General features: G+C 66.8%; 21 protein-coding genes. 8 read left to right on the forward strand and 13 right to left on the reverse strand.

Features of this window, described 5'->3' with window-relative positions:
• Positions 1 to 2,397 precede the first annotated feature (2,397 nt).
• From NMQ16_RS17890 to gspG, 8 genes are read right to left on the reverse strand one after another with little or no spacing between them, the layout of a single operon-like run.
• Positions 2,398 to 4,713: a secretin N-terminal domain-containing protein gene (locus NMQ16_RS17890; RefSeq protein WP_257082325.1), complete on the reverse strand. Its 2,316-nt coding sequence runs from the start codon at positions 4,711 to 4,713 to the stop codon at positions 2,398 to 2,400.
• On the reverse strand, positions 4,710 to 5,225 hold the full coding sequence (locus NMQ16_RS17895) for a hypothetical protein (RefSeq protein WP_257082327.1): 516 nt from the start codon (positions 5,223 to 5,225) through the stop codon (positions 4,710 to 4,712). Before NMQ16_RS17895 ends, NMQ16_RS17890 begins: the two co-directional genes overlap by 4 nt.
• On the reverse strand, positions 5,222 to 5,758 hold the full coding sequence (locus NMQ16_RS17900; RefSeq protein WP_257082328.1) for a GspMb/PilO family protein: 537 nt from the start codon (positions 5,756 to 5,758) through the stop codon (positions 5,222 to 5,224). The genes NMQ16_RS17895 and NMQ16_RS17900 overlap by 4 nt, the downstream gene beginning before the upstream one ends.
• The gene (locus tag NMQ16_RS17905; protein ID WP_257082329.1) at positions 5,755 to 6,321 is read right to left on the reverse strand and encodes a hypothetical protein; all 567 of its coding nucleotides are present in this window, start codon (positions 6,319 to 6,321) and stop codon (positions 5,755 to 5,757) included. Before NMQ16_RS17905 ends, NMQ16_RS17900 begins: the two co-directional genes overlap by 4 nt.
• Complete coding sequence (locus NMQ16_RS17910) at positions 6,318 to 7,028, reverse strand: hypothetical protein (protein ID WP_257082331.1); 711 nt, start codon at positions 7,026 to 7,028, stop codon at positions 6,318 to 6,320. Before NMQ16_RS17910 ends, NMQ16_RS17905 begins: the two co-directional genes overlap by 4 nt.
• Entirely contained in the window at positions 7,009 to 8,685 is a 1,677-nt protein-coding gene (locus tag NMQ16_RS17915) for a GspE/PulE family protein (protein ID WP_257082332.1), read from the reverse strand. Before NMQ16_RS17915 ends, NMQ16_RS17910 begins: the two co-directional genes overlap by 20 nt.
• Positions 8,682 to 9,860: a type II secretion system F family protein gene (locus NMQ16_RS17920; protein WP_257082334.1), complete on the reverse strand. Its 1,179-nt coding sequence runs from the start codon at positions 9,858 to 9,860 to the stop codon at positions 8,682 to 8,684. The genes NMQ16_RS17915 and NMQ16_RS17920 overlap by 4 nt, the downstream gene beginning before the upstream one ends.
• Before the next feature lies 1 nt (position 9,861).
• Positions 9,862 to 10,263 (reverse strand): type II secretion system major pseudopilin GspG, encoded by a 402-nt coding sequence (gene gspG / locus NMQ16_RS17925; protein WP_190295080.1) that lies wholly within the window; start codon positions 10,261 to 10,263, stop codon positions 9,862 to 9,864.
• A 195-nt stretch (positions 10,264 to 10,458) separates the two neighbouring features.
• Here gspG and NMQ16_RS17930 point away from each other — a divergent pair, with 195 nt between their 5' ends.
• Positions 10,459 to 11,052 carry a lytic transglycosylase domain-containing protein gene (locus NMQ16_RS17930; protein ID WP_257082335.1) on the forward strand — a complete coding sequence of 198 codons (594 nt, stop codon included), beginning with the start codon at positions 10,459 to 10,461 and terminating at the stop codon, positions 11,050 to 11,052.
• 43 nt (positions 11,053 to 11,095) lie between these two features.
• Here the strand turns inward: NMQ16_RS17930 and NMQ16_RS17935 are convergent, their stop codons facing one another.
• Both NMQ16_RS17935 and NMQ16_RS17940 read right to left on the reverse strand, forming a co-directional pair.
• Positions 11,096 to 12,610, reverse strand: a complete 1,515-nt coding sequence (locus NMQ16_RS17935; protein WP_257082336.1) for an AMP-binding protein — start codon at positions 12,608 to 12,610, stop codon at positions 11,096 to 11,098.
• A gap of 50 nt (positions 12,611 to 12,660) precedes the next feature.
• On the reverse strand, positions 12,661 to 13,824 hold the full coding sequence (locus NMQ16_RS17940; protein ID WP_257082337.1) for a thiolase domain-containing protein: 1,164 nt from the start codon (positions 13,822 to 13,824) through the stop codon (positions 12,661 to 12,663).
• 150 nt (positions 13,825 to 13,974) lie between these two features.
• Between NMQ16_RS17940 and NMQ16_RS17945 the strand changes: the two genes are divergently transcribed.
• Complete coding sequence (locus tag NMQ16_RS17945; RefSeq protein WP_257082338.1) at positions 13,975 to 14,538, forward strand: LuxR C-terminal-related transcriptional regulator; 564 nt, start codon at positions 13,975 to 13,977, stop codon at positions 14,536 to 14,538.
• A 25-nt stretch (positions 14,539 to 14,563) separates the two neighbouring features.
• Here NMQ16_RS17945 and NMQ16_RS17950 read toward each other — a convergent pair whose 3' ends face one another.
• Positions 14,564 to 16,453 (reverse strand): propionate--CoA ligase, encoded by a 1,890-nt coding sequence (locus tag NMQ16_RS17950; protein WP_257082340.1) that lies wholly within the window; start codon positions 16,451 to 16,453, stop codon positions 14,564 to 14,566.
• 34 nt (positions 16,454 to 16,487) lie between these two features.
• On the reverse strand, positions 16,488 to 17,666 hold the full coding sequence (locus NMQ16_RS17955) for a diguanylate cyclase domain-containing protein (RefSeq protein ID WP_257082341.1): 1,179 nt from the start codon (positions 17,664 to 17,666) through the stop codon (positions 16,488 to 16,490).
• Positions 17,667 to 17,848: 182 nt separating this feature from the next.
• Between NMQ16_RS17955 and NMQ16_RS17960 the strand changes: the two genes are divergently transcribed.
• Positions 17,849 to 18,418: a C40 family peptidase gene (locus NMQ16_RS17960; RefSeq protein WP_257082342.1), complete on the forward strand. Its 570-nt coding sequence runs from the start codon at positions 17,849 to 17,851 to the stop codon at positions 18,416 to 18,418.
• On the opposite strand, the gene NMQ16_RS17965 is transcribed toward NMQ16_RS17960, so the two are convergent.
• Complete coding sequence (locus NMQ16_RS17965; RefSeq protein ID WP_306441913.1) at positions 18,394 to 18,759, reverse strand: DUF2325 domain-containing protein; 366 nt, start codon at positions 18,757 to 18,759, stop codon at positions 18,394 to 18,396. The genes NMQ16_RS17960 and NMQ16_RS17965 overlap by 25 nt on opposite strands.
• A gap of 128 nt (positions 18,760 to 18,887) precedes the next feature.
• On the opposite strand from NMQ16_RS17965, the gene NMQ16_RS17970 reads away from it, so the two are divergent.
• From NMQ16_RS17970 to NMQ16_RS17990, 5 genes are all read left to right on the forward strand, one after another.
• Complete coding sequence (locus NMQ16_RS17970) at positions 18,888 to 19,916, forward strand: Fe(3+) ABC transporter substrate-binding protein (protein ID WP_257082345.1); 1,029 nt, start codon at positions 18,888 to 18,890, stop codon at positions 19,914 to 19,916.
• 113 nt (positions 19,917 to 20,029) lie between these two features.
• Positions 20,030 to 20,368, forward strand: a complete 339-nt coding sequence (locus tag NMQ16_RS17975) for a CidA/LrgA family protein (protein ID WP_257082346.1) — start codon at positions 20,030 to 20,032, stop codon at positions 20,366 to 20,368.
• Complete coding sequence (locus NMQ16_RS17980; protein ID WP_257082347.1) at positions 20,365 to 21,084, forward strand: LrgB family protein; 720 nt, start codon at positions 20,365 to 20,367, stop codon at positions 21,082 to 21,084. The genes NMQ16_RS17975 and NMQ16_RS17980 overlap by 4 nt, the downstream gene beginning before the upstream one ends.
• 231 nt (positions 21,085 to 21,315) lie before the next feature.
• On the forward strand, positions 21,316 to 21,882 hold the full coding sequence (ribA, locus tag NMQ16_RS17985; protein ID WP_373566812.1) for a GTP cyclohydrolase II: 567 nt from the start codon (positions 21,316 to 21,318) through the stop codon (positions 21,880 to 21,882).
• A 19-nt stretch (positions 21,883 to 21,901) separates the two neighbouring features.
• Positions 21,902 to 22,525 carry a cyclopropane-fatty-acyl-phospholipid synthase family protein gene (locus tag NMQ16_RS17990; protein WP_257082349.1) on the forward strand — a complete coding sequence of 208 codons (624 nt, stop codon included), beginning with the start codon at positions 21,902 to 21,904 and terminating at the stop codon, positions 22,523 to 22,525.
• Positions 22,526 to 22,669 lie beyond the last annotated feature (144 nt).

Genomic DNA, 22,669 nt, shown 5'->3' on the forward strand with positions numbered 1-22,669 from the left:
GTTCGCCATCGTCGAAAAACGACGGGGGCGTCAATGCCCCCGTGTTGTCAAAGCCCGGCCAAAGCGCTACACCGTCCGCGTTCTGAAAAAAGACCTTAACTGAACGGTATTAGGGCGGAGCGGGGATTTCGGCGAGCACTGCTCGCCGCCCGCGGAGCCGGTTGGCCATGCAGGGCCAACCGTGGATCGCCGCTCCCACAGAGACGGCGATCGTGCTGTGACCATCGCGGTGCAGCGTGTGCATCGCGGCAGAGTGGCCGCTCACACAAGGGCCGCGCCCCTTCAGAGACCACGGCGAGGCCTCAAGCGCAGGGATTGTGGGAGCGACGGCCCCATCGCGATCAGTGCCGTGACCATCACGGTGCAACGTGCGCATCGCGGCGAGGCCGCCGCTCCCACAAAGACGGCGATCGTGCTGTGACCATCGCGGTGCAGCGTGTGAATCGCGGCAGAGTGGCCGCTCCCACAAGGGCCGCGCCCCTTCAGAGACCACGGCGAGGCCTCAAGCGCAGGGATTGTGGGAGCGACGGCCCCGTCGCGATCGGTACCATGACCAGCGCTGTGCGAAACGCCTATCGCGGCGAGGGCGGAGCGGGGATTTCGGCGAGCACTGCTCGCCGCCCGCGGAGCCGGTTGGCCATGCAGGGCCAACCGTGGATCGCCGCTCCCACAGAGACGGCGATCGTGCTGTGACCATCGCGGTGCAGCGTGTGCATCGCGGCAGAGTGGCCGCTCCCACAAGGGCCGCGCCCCTTCAGAGACCACGGCGAGGCCTCAAGCGCAGGGATTGTGGGAGCGACGGCCCCGTCGCGATCGGTACCATGACCAGCGCTGTGCGAAACGCCTATCGCGGCGAGGGCGGAGCGGGGATTTCGGCGAGCACTGCTCGCCGCCCGCGGAGCCGGTTGGCCATGCAGGGCCAACCGTGGATCGCCGCTCCCACAGAGACGGCGATCGTGCTGTGACCATCGCGGTGCAGCGTGTGCATCGCGGCAGAGTGGCCGCTCCCACAAGGGCCGCGCCCCTTCAGAGACCACGGCGAGGCCTCAAGCGCAGGGATTGTGGGAGCGACGGCCCCGTCGCGATCGGTACCATGACCAGCGCTGTGCGAAACGCCTATCGCGGCGAGGGCGGAGCGGGGATTTCGGCGAGCACTGCTCGCCGCCCGCGGAGCCGGTTGGCCATGCAGGGCCAACCGTGGATCGCCGCTCCCACAGAGACGGCGATCGTGCTGTGACCATCGCGGTGCAGCGTGTGCATCGCGGCAGAGTGGCCGCTCCCACAAGGGCCGCGCCCCTTCAGAGACCACGGCGAGGCCTCAAGCGCAGGGATTGTGGGAGCGACGGCCCCGTCGCGATCAGTGCCATGACCATCACAGTGCAGCGTGCGCATCGCGGCGAGGCCACCGCTCCCACAGAGACGGCGATCGTGCTGTGACCATCGCGGTGCAGCGTGTGCATCGCGGCAGAGTGGCCGCTCCCACAAGGGCCGCGCCCCTTCAGAGACCACGGCGAGGCCTCAAGCGCAGGGATTGTGGGAGCGACGGCCCCGTCGCGATCAGTGCCATGACCATCACAGTGCAGCGTGCGCATCGCGGCGAGGCCGCCGCTCCCACAGAGACGGCGATCGTGCTGTGACCATCGCGGTGCAGCGTGTGCATCGCGGCAGAGTGGCCGCTCACACAAGGGCCGCGCCCTTCAGAGACCACGGCGAGGCCTCAAGCGCAGGGATTGTGGGAGCGACGGCCCCGTCGCGATCAGTGCCATGACCATCAGAGTGCAGCGTGCGCATCGCGGCGAGGCCGCCGCTCCCACAGAGACGGCGATCGTGCTGTGACCATCGCGGTGCAGCGTGTGCATCGCGGCAGAGTGGCCGCTCCCACAACGGCCGCGCCCCTCCAGAGACCACGGCGAGGCTTCGAGCGCAGGGACTGTGGGAGCGACGGCCCCGTCGCGATCAGTGCCATGACCATCACAGTGCAGCGTGCGCATCGCGGCGAGGCCGCCGCTCCCACAGAGACGGCGATCGTGCTGTGACCATCGCGGTGCAGCGTGTGCATCGCGGCAGAGTGGCCGCTCCCACAAGGGCCGCGCCCCTCCAGAGACCACGGCGAGGCCTCAAGCGCAGGGATTGTGGGAGCGACGGCCCCGTCGCGATCAGTGCCATGACCATCACAGTGCAGCGTGCGCATCGCGGCGAGGCCGCCGCTCCCACAGAGACGGCGATCGTGCTGTGACCATCGCGGTGCAGCGTGTGCATCGCGGCAGAGTGGCCGCTCCCACAAGGGCCGCGCCCCTCCAGAGACCACGGCGAGGCCTCGAGCGCAGGGACTGTGGGAGCGACGATCCAACAGGGCTGCCGATCCAACAGAGGGCGCGGCAATCCCTGCTGCGACCATCACGGCTTGATCGCGATCTCCGCTGGTGACGGCGGCGACACGGGCAGCGGGTTGCCGTCGGCTCCGAGCAGAGTGACGCTGCCGACCTGCACGCTGGTGCTGCCGATCGGTGCCGTCGGGCTGACCCGGAAGCGCACCTCGCTGCGCGCGTCCTGACCCTCTCCGCCGACAATGCTGACCGTTGTCCGGCCCGGCGCGGTGACAGTGCCCTGCGCCGTCAGTACGTTCGGGTCATACACCAGCTCTACCGTCGCCGGCTGGGCGCCGACCGGTACCTTCAACAGCACTGTCACGCCGGCTTCTCCGCCGATGGCCGCTTCACCGGTCGATTGCATGCGCAGCTCGACCTGTGTGGCCTCCCCAGGTTCGTCGCCCGGACCCGGTTCCGGCGGCTCCGGCACCAGCGGACGCGCGATCGGCGCGGCCACAGCTGCGGCGCCACCGCCACCCGAACTCGACAGCCGCATGCCCTGGTCCTTGCCGGTCTTGCGCACCGACAGCGACGGCGCACCGACTGCGGCTTCGGTGCCGGCGGCCAGCGCCGGCATGATGTGCGCCGGGCGGTTCAGGTTGCGCACGATGCGCGGGGTGATCAGCAACACGATTTCGGTCTTGTTGGTGCTGTTGCGCTCGCTCGAGAACAGCTTGCCGATGATGGGCAGATCGCCCAGACCCGGCAGGCGCGACGCGCTGGACCGCTCTTCATCGGAAATCAGGCCGGCGAGAATCTGGGTTTCGCCGTCCTTCAGGCGCAGCGAGGTCGCGGTCGACCGGGTGCCGATCTGGTAGGCGAGCGAGCTCTGCGGGCCCTGCACTTCGCGCACCACGCTCGACACTTCGAGCGTCATCTTGATGTCGACGTCGTCTTCGAGGTGGATCAGCGGTTCGACGTCGAGCTTCAGACCGACGTCGAGATAGGTGACCGACGCCGACACGCCGACGTTGGCGGTCGAGGTGGTGGTGAACACCGGCAGCTTTTCGCCGATGTGCACCTTGGCCTTTTCCTTGTTCTTCACGCGGATGCGCGGATTGGCCAGCAGGTTGGCCGAGCCGTCCTGCTTGCGCAGGTTCAGGATCAGACCCGGATTGGAAATGTAGCCGGTGAGGTCGCTGATGTCGCTCAGCGGCACGACGCCGGGTGCGATTTCCTGGCCGGGCAGCTGCACGACGTTGCTGGTCACGCCGGCCGCGGTCGACTGCTGGATCACCTGCTGCTGCGAACGCAGCGCGCCGAAGCCGATCTGGTCAGGGAAATCCAGCCCCAGTTCCTTCAGCTTGTTGCTGCTGACTTCGAGCACCTCGACTTCCAGCATCACTTCGGGTTCGGCCACATCGACCGATTCCACCAGCTGTTCGGCCAGGCGCACCGCATCGGCGGTGTCCTTCATCACGATGAGGTTGATGCGCTCGTCAATATAGATGTCCTTGGTCTTCACCACCGTCTTGATCAGGTTCTGCACCTGCTTGGCTTCGGCATTGACGAGGAAGAAGGTGCGCGTGACCATTTCCTTGTACTCGCGCTGCTTGGCGGCGGTGTTCGGGTAGATCAGCACGGTGTTGTCCGACAGCACGCTGCGTTCGAGCTGGTTGGTGATCAGGATGAGCCGCATCACCTCGGCCACGGTGGTGTTGCGCACGAACAGCGTCACCTTCAGGTCGGGCCGCACGTCCTTGTCGAACACGAAGTTGATGCCGGTCGAGCGCGCGATCGCCTCGAACACATTGCGCAGCGAGGTGTCGCGGAATTCGAGCGTGACCGGCTTCTGGAACAGACCGCCCAGTTCGGCCGGCGCGGTCTGCTTCGGACGAGCCTGTTCGACTTCGCGCAGCATTTCGCGCGCGGCGGTGTGCGTGTTGTCCTGTTCGAGCACGTTGCGCAGGCGTGCCTCGGCGCCGCCCATGTCCTTGCGTTCGAGCAGCGTGCGCGCTTCGCGCACCATGGCGTCGTGCCGCACGCCGCGCGTCATCTGGTCGCGGATGAACTGGGCGCGCTGGTTGCGCGGGTCGAGCGTCTGCGCCTTGTCGAGTGCCGCAGTGGCTTCGTCGCGCCGGCCGGCCAGACGGGCGTTTTCCGCCTGCGCCAGCAATTTGGACACGGCGACTTCGCGCTGGCGGAAGAAGGTGGCGCGGAATTCGGGGTTGTCCGGCACTTCCTTGGTGGCCTGTTCGAACAGGCTGAGCGCGCGTTCCTGTTCGCCGCTGATCAGCGCCTTCTTGCCGTCTTCGAACGCCTGATTGGTGGCGCACCCAACCAGGGTGACGGCAAGGAATGCAAAAATGAGCGCGCGCAGGCGGGCCGGATGGAATGCAGTCATGGGGCGCTTCCGATGGTCAGGGTCTGCCGCTGCTTGAGCGGTTCGAACATGAAGGTGATGGCCGCAGCCGTCACCGATTCAACACGGTACTGGTTGTTCAGCAGGTCGCCGGTGCGCGCCGGCAGGATGCGATCGCCCTGGGCGAGGAACACGGTGATGCCGCCCTCCTCCATCAGCTTGCCCTGGTAGCGGAACGGCAGCGGCGGCGCGACCGGCGCCGGTGGAGGCCCCTTGCGGGCGGCTATCGCCGCCTGTTCCGTCGCGGTCGGCGCCGGCGGCAGGAAGCTGTGCGTGGCGAACAGGTCGCGACCGACTTCAGCGGCGGCGCGTACCGGTGCGTCGGCGATCAGCACACCCGGTGCCTCGCCCGCCGCCGCCACGGCGCGCGCAGCACTCGACGGGCGACGACTGTCTGCCGTTGCCGGCCCGGCATCGGTTGCGTCGTCCAGACCGGCGACGTACCACACCGCGGCGAGCGTGGCCGCCAGTGCTGCGATCAGGCCGCGATTCATGGCGCGTCCTTCATCAGGATGGACACGCGCACGCTGGCATCGACAGTGCCGCGCGCGATGTCTTCGCGGCGCAGCACGACTTCTTCCACCAGTACGGCCGGCGACACCTGCTGGATTTCGGCCAGCCAGGTGCGCAACGCGGGATAGCTGCCGCGCAGCGGAAAGAGATATTCCTGACGCGCATAGCCGGCGCCGACCGGCTGCGATTCGCGGCTTTCGACGCGCGCCAGCACGAGCTTGTTGCGCCCTGCCGCCTGCGACAGCGCTTCGAGGATGGACGGCATGCGCGCGCGCGGCACCAGCGAGGCGTCGAAACGGTCCAGCTGTTCGCGCGGCGATTCGACCGTGCGGCCCAGCGACAGGCGCTCGGCCAGCGCGCTGCGTTCGCCTTCGAGCACGCCCAGTTCGGCTTCCAGCGGCGCCGTGGCACCAAACTGGATGGCCAGCGCAAAAGCGAGCAGCGCCACGCCGAGCGCGCCGGCCCAGCCGGCACGCGATGCGGCATACATCAGACGGGCGCGCAGCATGTTCATGCGCCCCTCCACTGCAGACGCAGCGAAAACGCGACCACCTGCAGGCCGTTGCGCTCTTTCAGTTCGAACACCTCGATGCGCGGCGCACCGACCGCCTGTGCATCGGCAAAGGACTCGGCATAGGCGAACAGCGCATTGAGGTCGCGCGCCTCGCCGGTCACGCGCAGCACGCCGCGTGCCGCGTCGGGCTCGACCGACAGCAGCGCCACATCCTCCTTGCCGCGCGCTTCCAGTTCGGCGAACAGCGGCTGCCATTCGCGGCCGCGCTGCAGCGACAGCTTGCGCGCCACGTCGATGCGCGCGCGCAGCGCCGGATCATCCTGTTCGCGGCGCGCCATCACGCGCGCCTGTTCGGCCTTGCGTGCCGCACGCCGGTTGTCGTCGCGCAACGCGGCGACTTCGTCTTCGGTGGTCTGCCAGCGGTCGAACGACGCGAACGCGGCACTCGCCCCGACGGCCAGCAGCAGCCAGCCGAGCCAGCCCGGCGCGTGGCGACGCGCCACGAAATCGAGTTCGGGTGTCGCTGGCCGCGCACCCGGCCGGCCCATCGATGGCAGCTTCATGCGACCACCCCGCCGGTGACGCAGCGCCAGCCGCGCGGCAGATTCATCGACGGCGCGCCCTGGACGAACAGCTGGCCGCCATCGAGTGCACCGTCGAACAGGCTCAGGCGTCGTTCGAGCAGCGCCGGCAGCGCGGCCGGATCATCGAGCGCCTCGCCGCGCATGTGCAGCCAGCGTCCGCCTGACCACAGGCCCATGCACAGCCAGCCATGCTGAAGCTGCGCGAAACCGCCCAGTGCGGCGCTGCCGCCGAAGGCCGCATAGGCGCGCAGCCAGGCCGGCTGCATGCTGGCCAGCCGCACACCGGTCGCTGCGGCCCAGGCCACGAGGGCCTGCACCAGCGCCGTGTCCATGCCGCAGGCGAGCACGCGCTCGGCGGGCTGGGCGTCCCAGGCGAAGGTCCAGCCCTGCGCGGCGGTGCCGAACACTTCCATCATGCGGGCGCGTACCAGCGCCTGCACCTCGTCGCGCCCAGCCACGCCGGGCGGCAAGTCGATCACCTGCCAGCGCGTCCATGCGTTGTCGATCGACACCTCGACCGCCGCACGACGCGGCGTGGCAGCGGCCGGAATGCGGGCCAGCGCGGCGGCCAGCGTGTCGTGCGCCAGCGGCTGCAGGTCGGCGTGCAGGCGTTCGCCCGCGCGAGCCAGCGACAGGCCGTGCGGACCGACCTCAAGCAGCAGTGTCCTAGACGACAAAAGTGACACGGTTCAATTCCGTCAGACTGGTTTCACCACTGGCCACCAGCACCAGACCCGCTTCGCGCAGCGTGCGCGTGCCGCGCGCCCGCGCGGCTTCCTTCAATTGCCGCATCGGCGCGCGCGTCACGATCAGTTCGCGCAGTTCGTCGTCGAGCACCAGCAACTCCGCAATGGCGCGCCGGCCCTTGTAGCCGGTGCCGCGGCAATGTCCGCAGCCGGTACCGGTACGAAAGTCGTAGCCGACGGCGTCGGCCAGGCCGGATTCGGCCAGCAGCGCGGCATCCGGCTGCTGAGCGACCGAACAGTGCCGGCAGTTCAGGCGCAGGAGGCGCTGCGCGACGATGCCGTTCAGCGCCGACACCAGGTTGTACGGATCGACGCCCATGTGCAGGAATCGGCCGATCACGTCGAACACATTGTTGGCGTGCACCGTGGTGAGCACGAGGTGACCGGTCAGCGCGGCCTGCACCGCGATCTCGGCGGTTTCGCCGTCGCGGATTTCGCCCACCATGATCTTGTCCGGGTCATGTCGCAGCACCGAGCGCAGGCCGCGCGCGAAGGTGAGGCCCTTCTTTTCGTTGACCGGGATCTGCAGCACGCCGGGCAGCTGGTACTCGACCGGGTCTTCGATGGTGATGATCTTGTCGAGACCGTGGTTGATTTCGCCGATGGTCGCGTACAGCGAGGTGGTCTTGCCGGAACCGGTCGGGCCGGTCACCAGCAGCATGCCGTAGGGTTCGGCTGCCAGCTTGCGCATGGCGGCGCGCGCGATGTCGTCGAAGCCCAGGCTTTCCAGCGACAGCGCCTGCAGTTCCTGCGTCAGGTGGTCCTTGTCGAGCACGCGCAGCACCGCGTCTTCGCCATGAACGCTGGGCATGATGGACACGCGCAGGTCGATGTCGCGACCGGCGTAGGCCACCTTGAAGCGACCGTCCTGCGGCACGCGCCGCTCGGCGATGTCGAGTTCGGCCAGCACCTTGATGCGCGACACCACCTGCTCGGCGGTGTCGGCGCCGGCGATCTGGCCGATTCGCACCATCACGCCGTCAATGCGGTACTTGACCTGCATGCCGGCCGGCACCGATTCGAGGTGGATGTCGGACGCCGCCTGTTTCAACGCGTCGTACAGCGTGGAATTGACCACCCGCACGACCGGGCTGGCGTCGTCGGCGATGCGCGCCAGCGACAGCACTTCAGCCGAACTGGCGCTGACGCGGTCGCTGTCGTCGAGCAGACCGGTGGAGGCGCGCTGGCTGTCTTCGTAGCGCGCCAGCGCGGCGGTGATGTCGTCGCGCGTGGCCACGCGCAGTTCGAAACTGGCCGGCAGCGTCGCGGCCAGCCAATCCTGCAACGCGCCGTCGTAGGGGTCGGCCACCACCGCGATCAGGTGGCCGGCCTCATCGACGGCCACCAGCACGGCACGCGCCAGCGCCTCGGAAAAGCGGATGCGTTCGAGCGAAGGCGTGAGCGCATTGAGCGCGGCGCTGTTCATCGCCGGCAGGCCGAGCTGGGCGGCGACGCGGGCGCACATCGCATCGGGCGTGTCGCCCGACAGGTCGATCAGCGCCTGCATGATCGAGCCGCGTCCGGCGCGCAGCCGGGCACGGGCGATCAGGTCGGCAGGCACCCCCTGCGGCGCGCCGGCTGGCAGGGGTGCGTTCATTGCAGGCTTTCCGCGAGCTGGAAGATGGGCATGTACATCAGCACCACGACGCCGCCGATGGCCAGCCCGATGCCCAGCATCAGCAGCGGACCGAACAGGCGGGTGGCGCGGTCGAGCCAGCGCGTCATTTCCTCGTCATGAAAGGCGGCGATGCGTTCCATCATGTCGCCCAGATTGCCCGCCCGCTCGCCGACACGCAGCATGCGCGACGCCACGGCGGTGCTCAGGCCGACTTCGGTGAAGGCGTCGGACGCCGAGCGGCCTTCGCGGATCGACAGCAGGGCGCGCGACAGACTTTGCTGCATCGGCAGCGGCAGCAGTTCGCGCACCAGTTCGAGCGACTGCACAACCGGAATGCCGCCGCGCAGCAGCATGCCGACCGTGCGGAAGAAGCGCGCCAGCCGGAATATCCGCATGCGGTCGCCGATGCCGGGCAGGCGCTCGAGCTGTGCCATGAAGCCCTGCCGGAACGCCGGCTGGCGCAGCGTCCAGCCGAGCCCGACGACGACGGCGATCACCGCAATGCCGAGCGCGCCGGAATGCGCCTTGACGAAGTGGCCCCAGGCGAGCAGCCACTGCGACGCCAGCGGCAGTTCGGTCGAAATATCTTCATACACCTTGGAAAACTGCGGCACGACGAAGGCCAGCAGGAACATGACGACCAGCAGCCCGACCACCAGCAGGATGACCGGATAGGTTGCCGCAGCGACCAGCTTGCCGCGCACGCTTTCGAGCTGTTCGCTGTAGGCGACGTAACGTTCGAGTGCCTGGTCGAGGTCGCTGGTGCGTTCCGAAGCGCGGATCATCGCCACCAGCAGGTCGGGGAATACCGAGGTCTGCGCCGCCATCGCCATCGACAGCGTCTTGCCCTGACGCAGCGCATCGATCAACGCGGTGAGCACGGTGCGCGACAGCGTGCGGCCTTCCTTGTCGGCCATCACCTCCAGCCCTTCGACCAGCGACAGGCCGGCGCGCAGCAGTGCCAGCAGTTCCTGACAGAACAGCAGCACCGGGAAGCGCTGGCGCGTGAAGTTGAGCGTGCGCGCACGCGCAGCCGACAGAACGGTCAGGCCGTCGGCCTGAACCTGGGCGCGGGCGGAGATTTCGTCCGACGCCTCGATCTGAAGCTGCGTGATGCGGTTGGTGACGTCGAGGGCCCGGATGCGGAAAAGCATGTCACCAGTTCGTGATGTCGGCGGCTTCGTCGCTGCCGCCCGGTTGACCGTCCTTGCCCAGCGAGCTGAGATCGTATTCGCCGTGTTCGCCCGGCGCGCGATAGATGTAGGGACGGTCCCACGGATCCGGCGGCACTGCCTTCTTCAGATAGGGGCCACCCCACTTGGGCGCCGTGGCCGGGCGTTCGACCAGCGCCTTCAGGCCCTCTTCCGTCGTCGGATAACGGCCGTTATCCAGTCTGTACTGGTCAAGCGACTTTTCCAGCGCATCCATCTGGGCGCGCGCCGCCTTGACTTCGGATTTGCCGATCTGACTGAAATAGCGCGGACCGACATAACCGGCCAGCAGACCGATGATGACCATGACGACCAGCAGCTCGAGCAACGTGAAGCCGCGTTGTATGACGCGGCCTCGGGTGAGGTCGGGAGTGGGACCTGCCAGGGTTCTGTCCGGGGATTCGTTACGTGTCATCATTGACTTAGTCTAGCGGTGCCGACCATACGGCAGCAAGCGTTTGCGGGCAGTGCAACATGAGCGAAACCTTGCGGCAGCAAGATTGCAATACTCGACACTTTACCGGGCGTGTGTTTCCTTCAGATGAATCGAGCCACCAAACTGATCCTCTCGCTGTGCTGGCTGCTGAGTGCCGCGCCGGCACAGGCGGACATTTACGCGCTCGAAGATGGTGAGGGCACACTGCATCTCACCGACACGCCCGTCGGCGAGGGCTATGAACTGCTGCTGGAATCGCGTCCGGCGGGCGCCCCGGCAAGCGTCGTCCGAACGGTCGGTCGCTCTGCGGCCGCTGCAGCGCACCAACAGCGCATTGCGCGCGTGGCGGACCGTACCGGCGTCGAAGCCGGGCTGCTCAATGCGGTGATTGCGGTCGAATCCGCCTACAACCCGAAGGCCGTGTCGCCCAAGGGTGCGGCCGGGTTGATGCAGCTGATGCCGGACACGGCGCGCCGCTACGGCGTGACCGACCGCTTCGATCCGGACCAGAACCTGCTCGGCGGCGCGCTTTACCTGCGCGACCTGATGGCGCGCTTCGACAACCAGCTCGAACTGGCACTGGCCGCCTACAACGCCGGCGAAGGCGCCGTCGAACGGCACGGCCGCAAGGTGCCGCCGTTCGCGGAAACCCTGCGTTACGTGCCGAAGGTGCTCGACCACTACCGGTCGATGCGCTGACGCACGCCGCCTCGCGGGCGGCGCGTCAGGACTTCAGAGGGCCTTACGACTGTGCATCCATCTCGCGCAGCGCCGTCTTCAGCACCTTGCCGTAGTTGTTCTTCGGCAGTTCATCGACGAAGCGATAGTGCTTGGGCCGCTTGAAGCGCGCGATCTCGGTCAGGCAGTGCGCATCCAGCTCAGCCGAGGTCATCGGCTGGCGGGTGACGACGAAGGCAATCACCACTTCACCCCATTCCGGATCGGGACGACCGATCACCGCCACTTCGGCGACCGATTCGTGAGTCAGCAGCGCTTCTTCGACTTCGCGCGGATAGATGTTGCTGCCGCCGCTGATGATCAGGTCCTTGCTGCGGTCGAGCAGCGTCAGGAAGCCGTCTTCGTCGAGCCGGCCGACGTCGCCGGTGTACAGCCAGCCGTCGACGATGGATGCGGCGGTCGCGTCCGGGTTGTCCCAGTAGCCATTCATGACCGCCTCGCCGCGCACGCGGATTTCGCCGGTTTCGCCGGTCGGCACGTCCTTGCCCTGCGCATCGACCACCGCCACTTCGACCATGGACTGCGCGAAGCCGACCGACGCCAGGCGCTCGCGGTAGCGCGGCTGCGTCGGGTCGTTGATGAGTGCACGCGGCATCACGGTGATCATCATCGGGCACTCGCCCTGACCGTAGATCTGCGCGAAGTGCGGGCCGATCAGTTCCAGTGCCTCTTCGAGATCGGCCAGATACATCGGGCCGCCGCCGTAGCAGATGGTGGCCAGGCCGGTCGGACGCTGACCGGTCTTCTTCACCACGTCGATCAGGCGGCGCACCATGGTCGGCGCGGCGAAGAAGGACGCTTCCGTCCAGTGGGCGGCGAGATCGAAGCATTCCTGGGCGTCGAAACCGCCCGATTCGGGCACCACATTGATGCCGGCCTGCATGACGTAGGGCAGGTGGAACAGGCCGCCGCCATGCGACATCGGCGCCGGATGCAGCGCCACGTCGCCCGGTGCCAGCGCCTGCACGCTGGACAGATAGCCCATGCAGGTCCAGCGCAACTGGCGCAGCGACAGGTTCACACCCTTGGGCCGGCCGGTCGTGCCGCTGGTATAGAACAGCCACACCGGATCGGTGTCGCCGCGCGGCTCGATGGCCGACGGTGCGATGGACGCATCGCGCAGGAATCCGAACGAAGACAGCACCGGCACCGCATTGCCGCCGTCGCGCAGCACGGCTTCGAGCTCGTCGCGCGCGTCGGCGCCGCAGAACACGATCTTCGAACCGCTGTGGTTGCAGATGAAGGCGGCTTCCTTGGCATGCAGCTTGGCATTGATCGGCACCACGGCCACGCCGGCCCACCAGGCGCCCCACATCAGCGGCAGGTAGTCGGGCGTGTTGTACATGAACAGCGCCACCCGGTCGCCCGGCGCGAGACCCTGCGCGCGCAGCCACGTCGCGAAGCGTGCCGCGCTCTCGGCGAATCCGCGGTAGTTCCACAGCACCTCGCGACCGAGGGCAATGGCGGGACGATCGGGGTATTGCTGCGCGGTACGCTGAAGCCACAGGGCGATGTTCATGGGTGCTCTCTCCGTTGATCTTGATCTTATGGGCTGCCCGAACGGACCGCTTACTGCACGCGTTCGAGAATGGAACCGTAGTTGGCCACGCTGGCACCCCCCATGTTGAGGATGCCGGCGAAGCGCGCGTCCGGCAAGACGTCGGCGCGGAAGCGGCCGAGCAGCATCCACGCGCTGATGACATGCATCGATACGCCGGTGGCGCCGATCGGGTGACCCTTGGTTTTCAGGCCGCCGGACAGATTGACCGGCAGCTTGCCGCCGGCATGCACCCAGCCCTCTTCCAGCGCGCGGTGGCCGCCGCCGGGCGGCGTCAGGCCGATGGCTTCGTACATCATCAGTTCGGCGATGGTGAAGCAGTCATGCACTTCCACGCTGTCGAGGTCATCGAGCGTGAGCTTTGCCGAATCGAGCAGGCGTTGCCAGGCGACGCGCGCACCGGCCAGCTCGCTCATGTCGCGCTGCGACGTCGGCATGATGTCGTTGGCCTGCGCCGTGGCGCGCAGGCGCACGAAGGGCCGGCTGCCGTCGTGCGCGTCGCTGTCGCACAGCACGATGGCCGCTGCGCCATCGGAAATCGGCGAACAGTCGGTGCGCAGCAGGCGGCCGACGACGCGCGGATTCTTTTCCGATTCGGTCGCGCAGAATTCGACGCTGAGCGGATTGCGGTACTGCGCCAGCGGGTTGTGCGCCGCGTTGTCGTGGTTCTTCGATGCGATGCGCGCCATCGCGTCGCGCGGATCGCCGAAGCGTTCGGCATAGCGGTCGGCGATCACGCCGAACATGCCGGCGAAGCCGGCCGGCGTTTCGGCTTCGTCCTTGAAGTAGGACGCGCGCAGCAGCGCGTTGCCGACGTCGCGGGTGGACAGCTGCGACATCACCTCGACACCGATCACCAGCACGCGCCGGGCCGTGCCGGCGCGGATGGCGAGCGCGCCCTGATGCACCGCGGCGCTGCCGCTGGCGCAGGCGTTCTCGACCCGCACTGCAGGCGTCATGCGCAGGCCGGGCAGCAGATTGGCCGACAGACCGGCCACGAAGCCCTGCTTCACCATGCCGACGCCGAAGTGGCCGACCACCACGGCGTCGATGTCGGCCGGTTCGAGACCGGCATCGGCAATCGCCTCGGCGGCGACTTCCGCCATCAGGGTTTCGACATCTGCGTCAGGGCGCCGGGCAAAGGGCGTGTGGGCGAAACCGGTCAGATCGATCATGGACTCTCTCCCGCGACCGCGCTCGGCGGCCTTCTGTGGCGAAATTCGGTGGCGAAAACCGGCCCCATTGGGCGGCCGGCGGATCGGGTATACATTAGGCGCGCCCGAACACCTCCGCCAGTCGCAGAACTACGCCCTGCCGAGCCAGATATGTCTTCCTTGATGCCCGATTCCACCGCCGCCGACCAGGCGGCCGACCTCTGTCCGCTGGGTATGGTGCTGACCTCGCAGCGCCGCATCGAGTGGTGCAACGACCGCTTCGCCGCCAGTTTCGGCTATGCGCGCACAGCGCTGATCGGCCAGAGCATGGCCGTGCTGTACCCGACGACGAGCGAGTTCGAGCGGGTCGGCGAGCGCGGCTGGCAGGCGCTGTTCGAATCGGGGACCTATGAGGACGAGCGGCTGATGCGGCTGCGCGACGGCGGGCTGCGCTGGTTCCGCGTGCTGGGCAACGCGCTCGACCGCAGCGACCCGTACCGGCGGGCCAGCTGGCTGTTCGAACCGCTGCGCGTCAGCGGCACCGTGGACACGCTGAGCCTGCGCCAGCGCGAAGTGCTGTCGGCGATGACACGCGGTCTGACGTCGAAGGAATGCGCGCGCGAACTGGGCATCAGTCCGCGCACCGTGGAGAAGATCCGCGCCCAGCTGATGCAGCGCTACGACGTGCATAACGCCGCCGCGCTGATGAGCCGCATCAGCGGCATGCCGGGCTGACGCCTGCGCGTCAGCGGTCAGTGGCTCAGCCGAGCGACTGGCGGATCTGGTCAAGCGTGGTCGGGTCGTCCAGCGTGGTCAGGTCACCCGGATCGCGCCCTTCGGCGATGGCCTGGATCGAGCGGCGCAGCATCTTGCCGGAGCGTGTCTTGGGCAGGCCATTGACGAACAGCACCCGACCGGGCCGTGCGATGGCGCCGAGCAGGTTGTCGACCGTCTGCATCACTTCCTTTTCCATCGAGGCGCGACCTTCCGGCGTCGCGACCCGGCTGGCATCCTTGACCACGGCGAACGCCATCGGCAACTGGCCCTTCAGGTTGTCCGCCACACCGACCACGGCCACTTCGGCCACGCCGGCGTGCGCCTGGATCGCCTCCTCGATTTCGCGCGTGCCGAGCCGGTGACCGGCGACATTGATCACATCGTCGGTGCGGCCGAGGATCTTGTGATAGCCGGCATCATCGCGGATGCCCCAGTCGAATGACGAATACACCAGCGGCGACTTGAACAGCGAGAAGTAGGTGCGCACGAAGCGATCGTCATCGCCCCAGATGGTCGACAGGCAGCCCGGCGGCAGCGGCGGCACGATGCCGACGATGCCCTTCTCGTTCGGCCCGCACTCGGTGCCGTCCTCGCGGAAGATGCGCAGGTCGTAGCCGTATACCGGATGGCCGGGCGAACCGAGCTGGATGGCCGTCTTTTCGACACCCGGCAGTTCGCACAGGATGGGCCAGCCGGTTTCGGTCTGCCAGTAGTTGTCGATGACCGGCTTGTCGAGCGCGCTCATCAGCCACTCGTGGGTCGGCTCGTCCAGCGGCTCGCCGGCCAGGAAGATGTGGCGCAGCGATGAAATGTCGTGCTTCTTCAGGTAGGACGGATCCTGCTTCTTCAGCACGCGGGCGGCGGTCGGCGCCGAGAACATGACCGACACCTTGTACTTTTCGACCAGGCTCCACCAGATGCCCGGGTCGGGACGCAGCGGCGTGCCTTCATACATCAGTGTCGCCATGCCGGCGATCAGCGGGCCGTAGATGATGTAGGAATGACCGACCACCCAGCCGATGTCCGACGTCGTGAACATCGTTTCGCCGGGGTGGCCGCAGTAGATGTGCTGCATCGATGCCGCGAGCGCGACCGCATAGCCACCGGTATCGCGCTGCACGCCCTTGGGCTTGCCGGTGGTGCCGGAGGTGTACAGAATGTACGACGGCTCGCTCGATTCGAGCCACACGCACGGCACGCTTGCATTCATGTGGTGGGTGCGCAGCGTCGCGTAATCGACGTCGCGCCCGACCACCACCGGGCATTCCTTGTCCAGCCCGCGGTTCACCATCAGCACGCGAGCCGGCGGGAATTCGGCCAGCGAACAGGCTTCGTCGAGCAGGTGCTTGTACGGTACGACCTTGCCGCCGCGCATGCCGGCTTCGGCCGACACGATGACCTTCGGCTTGGCATCGTCGATGCGGGTGGCCAGCGAACCGGATGCAAAGCCGCCGAACACCACCGAATGGATGGCGCCGATGCGCGCGCAGGCGAGCATGGCGAAGGCCGCTTCGGCAATCATCGGCATGTAGATCAGAACCCGGTCGCCGCGCTCGACGCCGAGCGACATCAACATCGCGGCCATGCGCTCGACTTCGCGCTTCAGCTCGGCGAACGAATAGGTCTTTTCGATGCCGGTTTCGGTCGATACGAAAATGAGCGCCGCCGCATCGGGCCGCGTCGCGGCATGGCGGTCGACCGCGTTGTGACAGAGATTGGTGGTGCCGCCGACGAACCACTTTGCAAAAGGTGGCCGGGAAAAGTCGCAGGTTTGCTGCGGGGCCTCCTGCCAGTCGATCAGGCGGGCCTGTTCGGCCCAGAACGTGTCGCGCTGGGAAATGGAACGCGCGTGAAAATCCGTGCTTGCTGACATGCTTCCTCCTCTGACCTGCGCCGTCTTGCAGATATTATTTTTTATCAACGATCGAAGTATCAGCTTCGCTTGCATATCCGCGCAAGCAATCGAGCGGGATGTCGCAATCGTATTTGACGCCAATCAATTCGAGCAGCGGCAGCAGCCGGTAGATCAGCGCAGGAAGCTGGGCATCGATTTCGTCGGACGCCCCGGACTTGATCAGCAGCAGCGCGCGCTCGATGCTCACGATGCCGGCTGTCCAGGCGAATTTCTGCGGCTCGCCGCCGCTGCTGCGCACCGCGTTGCCGCCCTCGCGCTGTGCCATGTCGGCACGCGCCACCGCCAGCCCGAGCATCTGCGACACCGAGTCGGCATTGTCGGACAGGCTGTTCGCCACACCGATGTTCAGGCTGATGCGCAGCGTCTGGCCGCGGTACTGCATGGCGGTCGCGGCGATCACGGTGCGCATGCGATTGGCGAACTGTTCTGCGCTGGCGAGGCTGATGTCCGGCGTGATGATGGCGAACTGGCCCTCGCCGATCTGCGAAAAGGTGTCTTCCCGTCGCACCTTGGTCGCCAGCACCTTGGCCAGCTTGCGCATGATGAGGTCGGTCACGTGGCGGCCGAAGCTGCGCACGATGTCGGCGAAATTGTCGATGCCGACGATCAGCACGCTGACCTCGCCGCGCTGGCGAACCGCTGCGGACAGCAGCTGGGCGCCGTGGATTTCCATGTACTGCGGACTCGCCATGCCGGAATCGGGGTCGATCGGCGACGCGGCGGCCAGTGCTTCGCGGCTGTCGGCGAGCTGGCGTCGCGTGCTGTTGAGGCGGCTGGCCGATTCGATGCGCGCAATCAGCTCGACCGTGCCGATGCCCTTGGTGATGAAGTCGGTCGCACCCAGTTCGCGCGCCCGCTCGCGGGCGGCGTCGTCTTCGTCGCCGGAAATCATGATCACCGGAATGTCGGCGATTCGCTGCACGCGCGACGAGCGCACCCGTTCGAGCAGGCCGTAGCCATCGAGCTTCGGCATCGTCAGATCGGACAGCACGACCTGGATCGAATCATCCACCAGCAGCGTCTGCCAGCCGGCTTCGCCATCGGCTTCTTCGCGAAAATCGAAGCGGTCGCGGATGCGCTTGATGATGGACGCACGCACCATGCGCGAGTCATCGACGACAAGCACCTTCACCGGTGGCATCACGTCAGCATTCGTAGTGCGGTCACTCATGGGCCCTGAAACCGGCTTGCAAGGGGATCGAACGCATGATTGTAGGGGAAGCCGGCGGCGCGGCGGCGAGGTTTTGCGCCGCACCGGGGTCTGTCGGCATCCGGGCGCGGGCAGTCCGGGACCCGATGCCGACAGTCCGTGAAACTTGGCAGGGGGGACGTGCATGCGTATATTCGCGACCCATGCGTCGAATACCCCTCATCCGGATATGCCTTTGTGCCTCGCTGGCTCTGGCTGCCGCACTTCCCCTCGCCGCACGCGCCGAACCGGTCGAACAGGAGCCGACAGGCTTTTCGCTGGACGACCTGTCGGGCGACCGGGTGGCGGAACACGCCGCCGCCGCCGCGGGCGCGGTCACCGATCTGCTCGACAGCGGCTTCGCCCTGCTCGGCATCCGCTATCGCTTCGGCGGCAACGATCCGCAAACCGGTTTTGACTGCAGCGGTTTCGTGCGCCATGTGTTTTCCGATGCACTGGGCGTGCTGCTGCCGCGCACCGCCGTTGAAATGGCCCGCGTCGGCGCCCGCGTCGGACGCGAGGAACTGCAGCCGGGCGATCTGGTGTTCTTCAACACGCTCAGCCGCACTTTTTCCCACGTCGGCATCTACATGGGTGACGACAAGTTCATGCATGCCAATTCGCGTGGCGGCGGCGTGCGCATCGACGACATGACCGGCCGCTACTGGGCGCGCCGCTTTACCGGCGCCCGCCGCATCGACGTCGACAATCAGCGCGTGACAGCACTCCGCTGAGCCTTCGGGCACTGCGCGCAGCGTACCGCCCCGCATCCTTCAAGCGCCTGCTTCAGCGCACACACGGACCGCCGGCACGCCACGACAGGCACCCCCTGCTCGCGCGCCGCTTCGCGGAACGCCTTCATCACGTTGTGACCGAGAAAATCGGTGAACAGAATGACCAGTTCCGTGCCGCACGGCAGCCGCGGCGCCGAGCGCTGGTGTTTGGGCTCTCGCCCGGTGATGTGATGGCCGATCTTCAATCCGAATTCAGCCAGCACGTCCGGAATGTTTCCGAGCCTGTCGGCGCCCACGAGTACGGCATCCATACGCACATCCTTTATGAGAACAATTCTCATTCAAGATAGTGCAATTGCGAACCCTTTGCAATTGCGAATCACTTCTGTTAAGTTTTCGCCGCCATCGGGCGGGACGGATTCCCCGCCTCTTCCCGCATGGGCATGAACCGCACTCACTGGAGCTTTCGATGACTTCCCGTTTGATCCGGCTGGCCGCTGCACTGGGCGTCAGCCTGCTGATTGCACCCGCCGGCGCGCAGGAAAAGGTGCTCAACCTTTATTCGGCCCGCCACTACCAGACCGACGAGGCGCTGTACGCGAACTTCACACGCCAGACCGGCATCAAGATCAATCGCATCGAAGGCAAGGAAGAGGAACTGCTGGAGCGCATCCGCAATGAAGGCGCGAACAGCCCGGCCGACGTGTTCATCACGGTCGATGCGTCGCGACTCGCCCAGGCCGACGGCTTCGGCCTGTTCGCACCGGTGAAGTCGGCGGTGCTCGAAAGCCGCATCCCGGCACATCTGCGCGATCCGGAGTCGAACTGGTTCGCCTTCTCCACCCGCGCGCGCGTCATCGTCTACAACAAGCTCAAGCTGAAGGCGGCCGATGTGGCCAACTACGAAGACCTGGCCAAGCCTGCGCTCAAGGGCAAGGTGTGTTCCCGTTCAGGCGCGCACCCGTACAACATTTCGCTCGGTGCCGCGCTGATCCAGCATATCGGCGAGGCGAAGACGGAAGAATGGGCACGCGGCGTGGTGGCCAACTTCGCGCGCTCGCCAAAGGGCGGCGACACCGACCAGATCAAGGCGGTGGCGGCCGGCGAATGCGATGTCGCGGTGTCCAACACCTATTACTTGGTGCGGCTGCTGCGCTCGACCAAGCACGAAGACCAGGCGCTGATGGAGAAGGTCGGCGTGGTGTGGCCGAACCAGTCGTCGTTCGGCACGCACATCAACGTGTCGGGTGGCGGCATGCTCAAGACCGCACCGCACAAGGATGCCGCGGTGAAATTCCTCGAATATCTCGCGTCGGACGAAGCGCAGGCCTACTTCGCCGATGGCAACAACGAATGGCCGGTGGTGCCGTCGGTGCCGGTGTCGAATGCCGAACTCAAATCGCTCGGCAGCTTCAAGGCCGACACGCTGAACGTCGGCGAACTGGCAAAGACGACCGCCCAGGCACAGAAGGTGTTCGACCGCGCCGGCTACCGCTGAGCAGCGACGGTTCGACGAGACGCCCCGCCACTGGCGGGGCTCGCTGGCAGGGCTTTTTCGTCTTTGCGGCGCGCACATCGATAGAATCGGGGCGCACACCCTTCCCTGCCCCCATGCTCGCCTCGCTCACGCTACTGCTCGTGTTCCAGCTGATCGGTGAAACCGTCGTGCAGTGGCTGCGCCTGCCGGTACCCGGACCGGTGCTCGGCATGCTGCTGCTGTTTGCCGCGCTGGTGGTCCGCGGAGAAGTGCCCACGGCGCTGCGCGACACCGCCAACGGCCTGCTGCAGCACCTGTCGCTGCTGTTCGTGCCCGCCGGCGCCGGCGTCATGACGCACCTGGGTCTGCTGGCAACCGCCTGGCTGCCGATCACCGTCGCCATCCTGCTCAGCACGGCCGTCACGCTGCTGTTCACCGCCTTCGTCATGCGCGCCGCCGCCCGCCAGCGATGAACCCGGAACTGCGCGAACTGTGGGTCTATCTGTCCACCTCGCCATTGCTCGGGCTGACGCTGACCCTGCTCGCCTACCAGCTGGCGTACGCGGTCTACGTGAAACTGGGTTCGCATCCGCTGGCCAATCCGGTCGCGATTGCGGTGGCACTCATCGTGGCCATCCTGACCTTCACCGGCACCCCTTATGCGGTGTATTTCGAGGGCGCGCAGTTCGTGCACTTCCTGCTCGGCCCGGCCACCGTGGCGCTGGCGGTGCCGCTGTATGCGCAGTGGCCACGGCTGAAGAAGCTGTTCGGCGCATCGATGCTGGCGCTGGTCACCGGATCGGTGGTGTCGGTCGTGTCGGTGTGGCTGATCGCCGAAGCACTCGGCGCCAGCGATCAGGTGCTGCGTTCGCTGGCGCCGAAATCGGTCACCTCGCCGATCGGCATGGGCATTTCGGAAAAGATCGGCGGACTGCCATCGCTGACTGCGGTGCTGATCATGCTGACCGGCATCGTCGGCGCGGTCATCGGCCCGACGCTGCTGAAGGCGACCGCGACGCAGGATGATGCGATCCGCGGCTTTGCGATCGGCATGAGCGCGCATGGCATCGGTACTGCGCGCGCCTTCCAGATCAGCGAAACCGCAGGCGCATTCTCGGCACTTGCAATGGGATTGAATGGTGTCGTCACATCGATTGTGGTGCCCGTGCTCGTGCATGCGCTAGCCTGACGCCGGTCTGCCTGACCGCCCTCGACTTGCGCCATACTTATGGCCCTGCGAACGGGCGACTTCCGTCCGCTCCCGGCGTTGATCCGGCCACTTCCAGCAAAGCAGCAGATGACCTCGCAATCCAGTGAAAAGAAATACCGCGCCATCGGCCAGTTGCCGCAGAGCGACGCGACCGGGCACGGCGGACCCGATGCGCCCGCAGCGGCCGGCCCGGCCGCCGTTTCCGGTGCCATGTGCCGCCTGCCGACCCGCTTCGCCGACTTCGCGCTGCATGGCTATGCCGACCCGGCCACCGGGCTGGAACATGTTGCGCTGACGCTGGGCGACTTCTCCGACGGCGCACCGGTGCTGCTGCGCCTGCACTCGGAGTGCCTGACCGGCGACACGCTGTTCAGTCTGCGCTGCGACTGTGGCCCGCAGCTCGAAGCTTCGCTGCGCGCCATCGCCGCAGAAGGACGCGGCGCGCTGGTCTACCTGCGCCAGGAGGGCCGCGGCATCGGCCTGATCAACAAGATCCGCGCCTATGCGCTGCAGGACACCGGCGTAGATACCGTGGACGCCAACCGCATGCTGGGCTTTGCCGACGATGCGCGCGACTATCGTTTCGCGGCGCACATCGTGCAGAGCCTGGGCATCCGCCAGGCCCGCCTGCTGACCAACAACCCACTGAAGGTGCGCGCGCTCGAAGCACAGCAGGTCGAAGTGATCGAACGGATTCCGCTGCACGCCGGCGCCAATCCGCTGAATCACCGCTATCTGTCGACCAAGGCCCATCGCATGGGTCACCTGCAGGACTGATGGATACCGACCCGCCCTCATGAGCCATGACGATGCACAGGATTTCTGGTCCGACAAGTACCGCGCTGCGGGCCAGGCCTATCTGTTCGGCACCGCGCCGAACCGCTTCCTGCAGTCGCAGTCCGCGCTGCTGGTACCCGGCCAGCGCGCGCTGAGCATCGCCGACGGCGAAGGCCGCAACGCGGTCTGGCTGGCGGAACGGGGGCTGGACGTGACCGCGACCGAACTGTCGCCGGTCGCACTCGACAAGGCGGCGACGCTCGCCGCAGCGCGCGGCGTCAGCGTCGATTTCGCGCTGGCCGACGCACTGCGCTGGACCTATCCGGACGAAGCCTTCGATCTGGTCGTCGGCATCTTCATACAGTTCGCCGCGCCCAACGAGCGTCGGGCACTGTTCGAAAACATGAAGCGCACGCTCAAGCCGGGCGGCTGCATCGTGCTGCAGGGCTACACGCCCAAACAGCTCGATTACGGCACCGGCGGCCCGTCGGCGGTCGAAAACCTCTACACCGCCGCGTTGCTGCGCGACGCCTTCGGCGACTTCGAGCTGGAGTGCCTGCAGGAATATGAATCGGAGCTGGACGAAGGCCTCGCACATCGCGGGCATTCGGCACTGATCGGGATGGTCGCACGGAAGGTCTGAATGTACTGACCGTGACCCCGGTGAGCCGCCGGCTCGGCTCGCGAAAATGGGCACGCACCTATCGTTGAAAAGGTCGGGCTTGATAGAATGGAAATATGAGACATCTGGTCGCCCTGCTGCTTTCGCTCTTCGTTGCCTTTCAGA

Source organism: Methyloversatilis sp. XJ19-49, from assembly GCF_024580145.1.
Taxonomy (GTDB): domain Bacteria; phylum Pseudomonadota; class Gammaproteobacteria; order Burkholderiales; family Rhodocyclaceae; genus Methyloversatilis.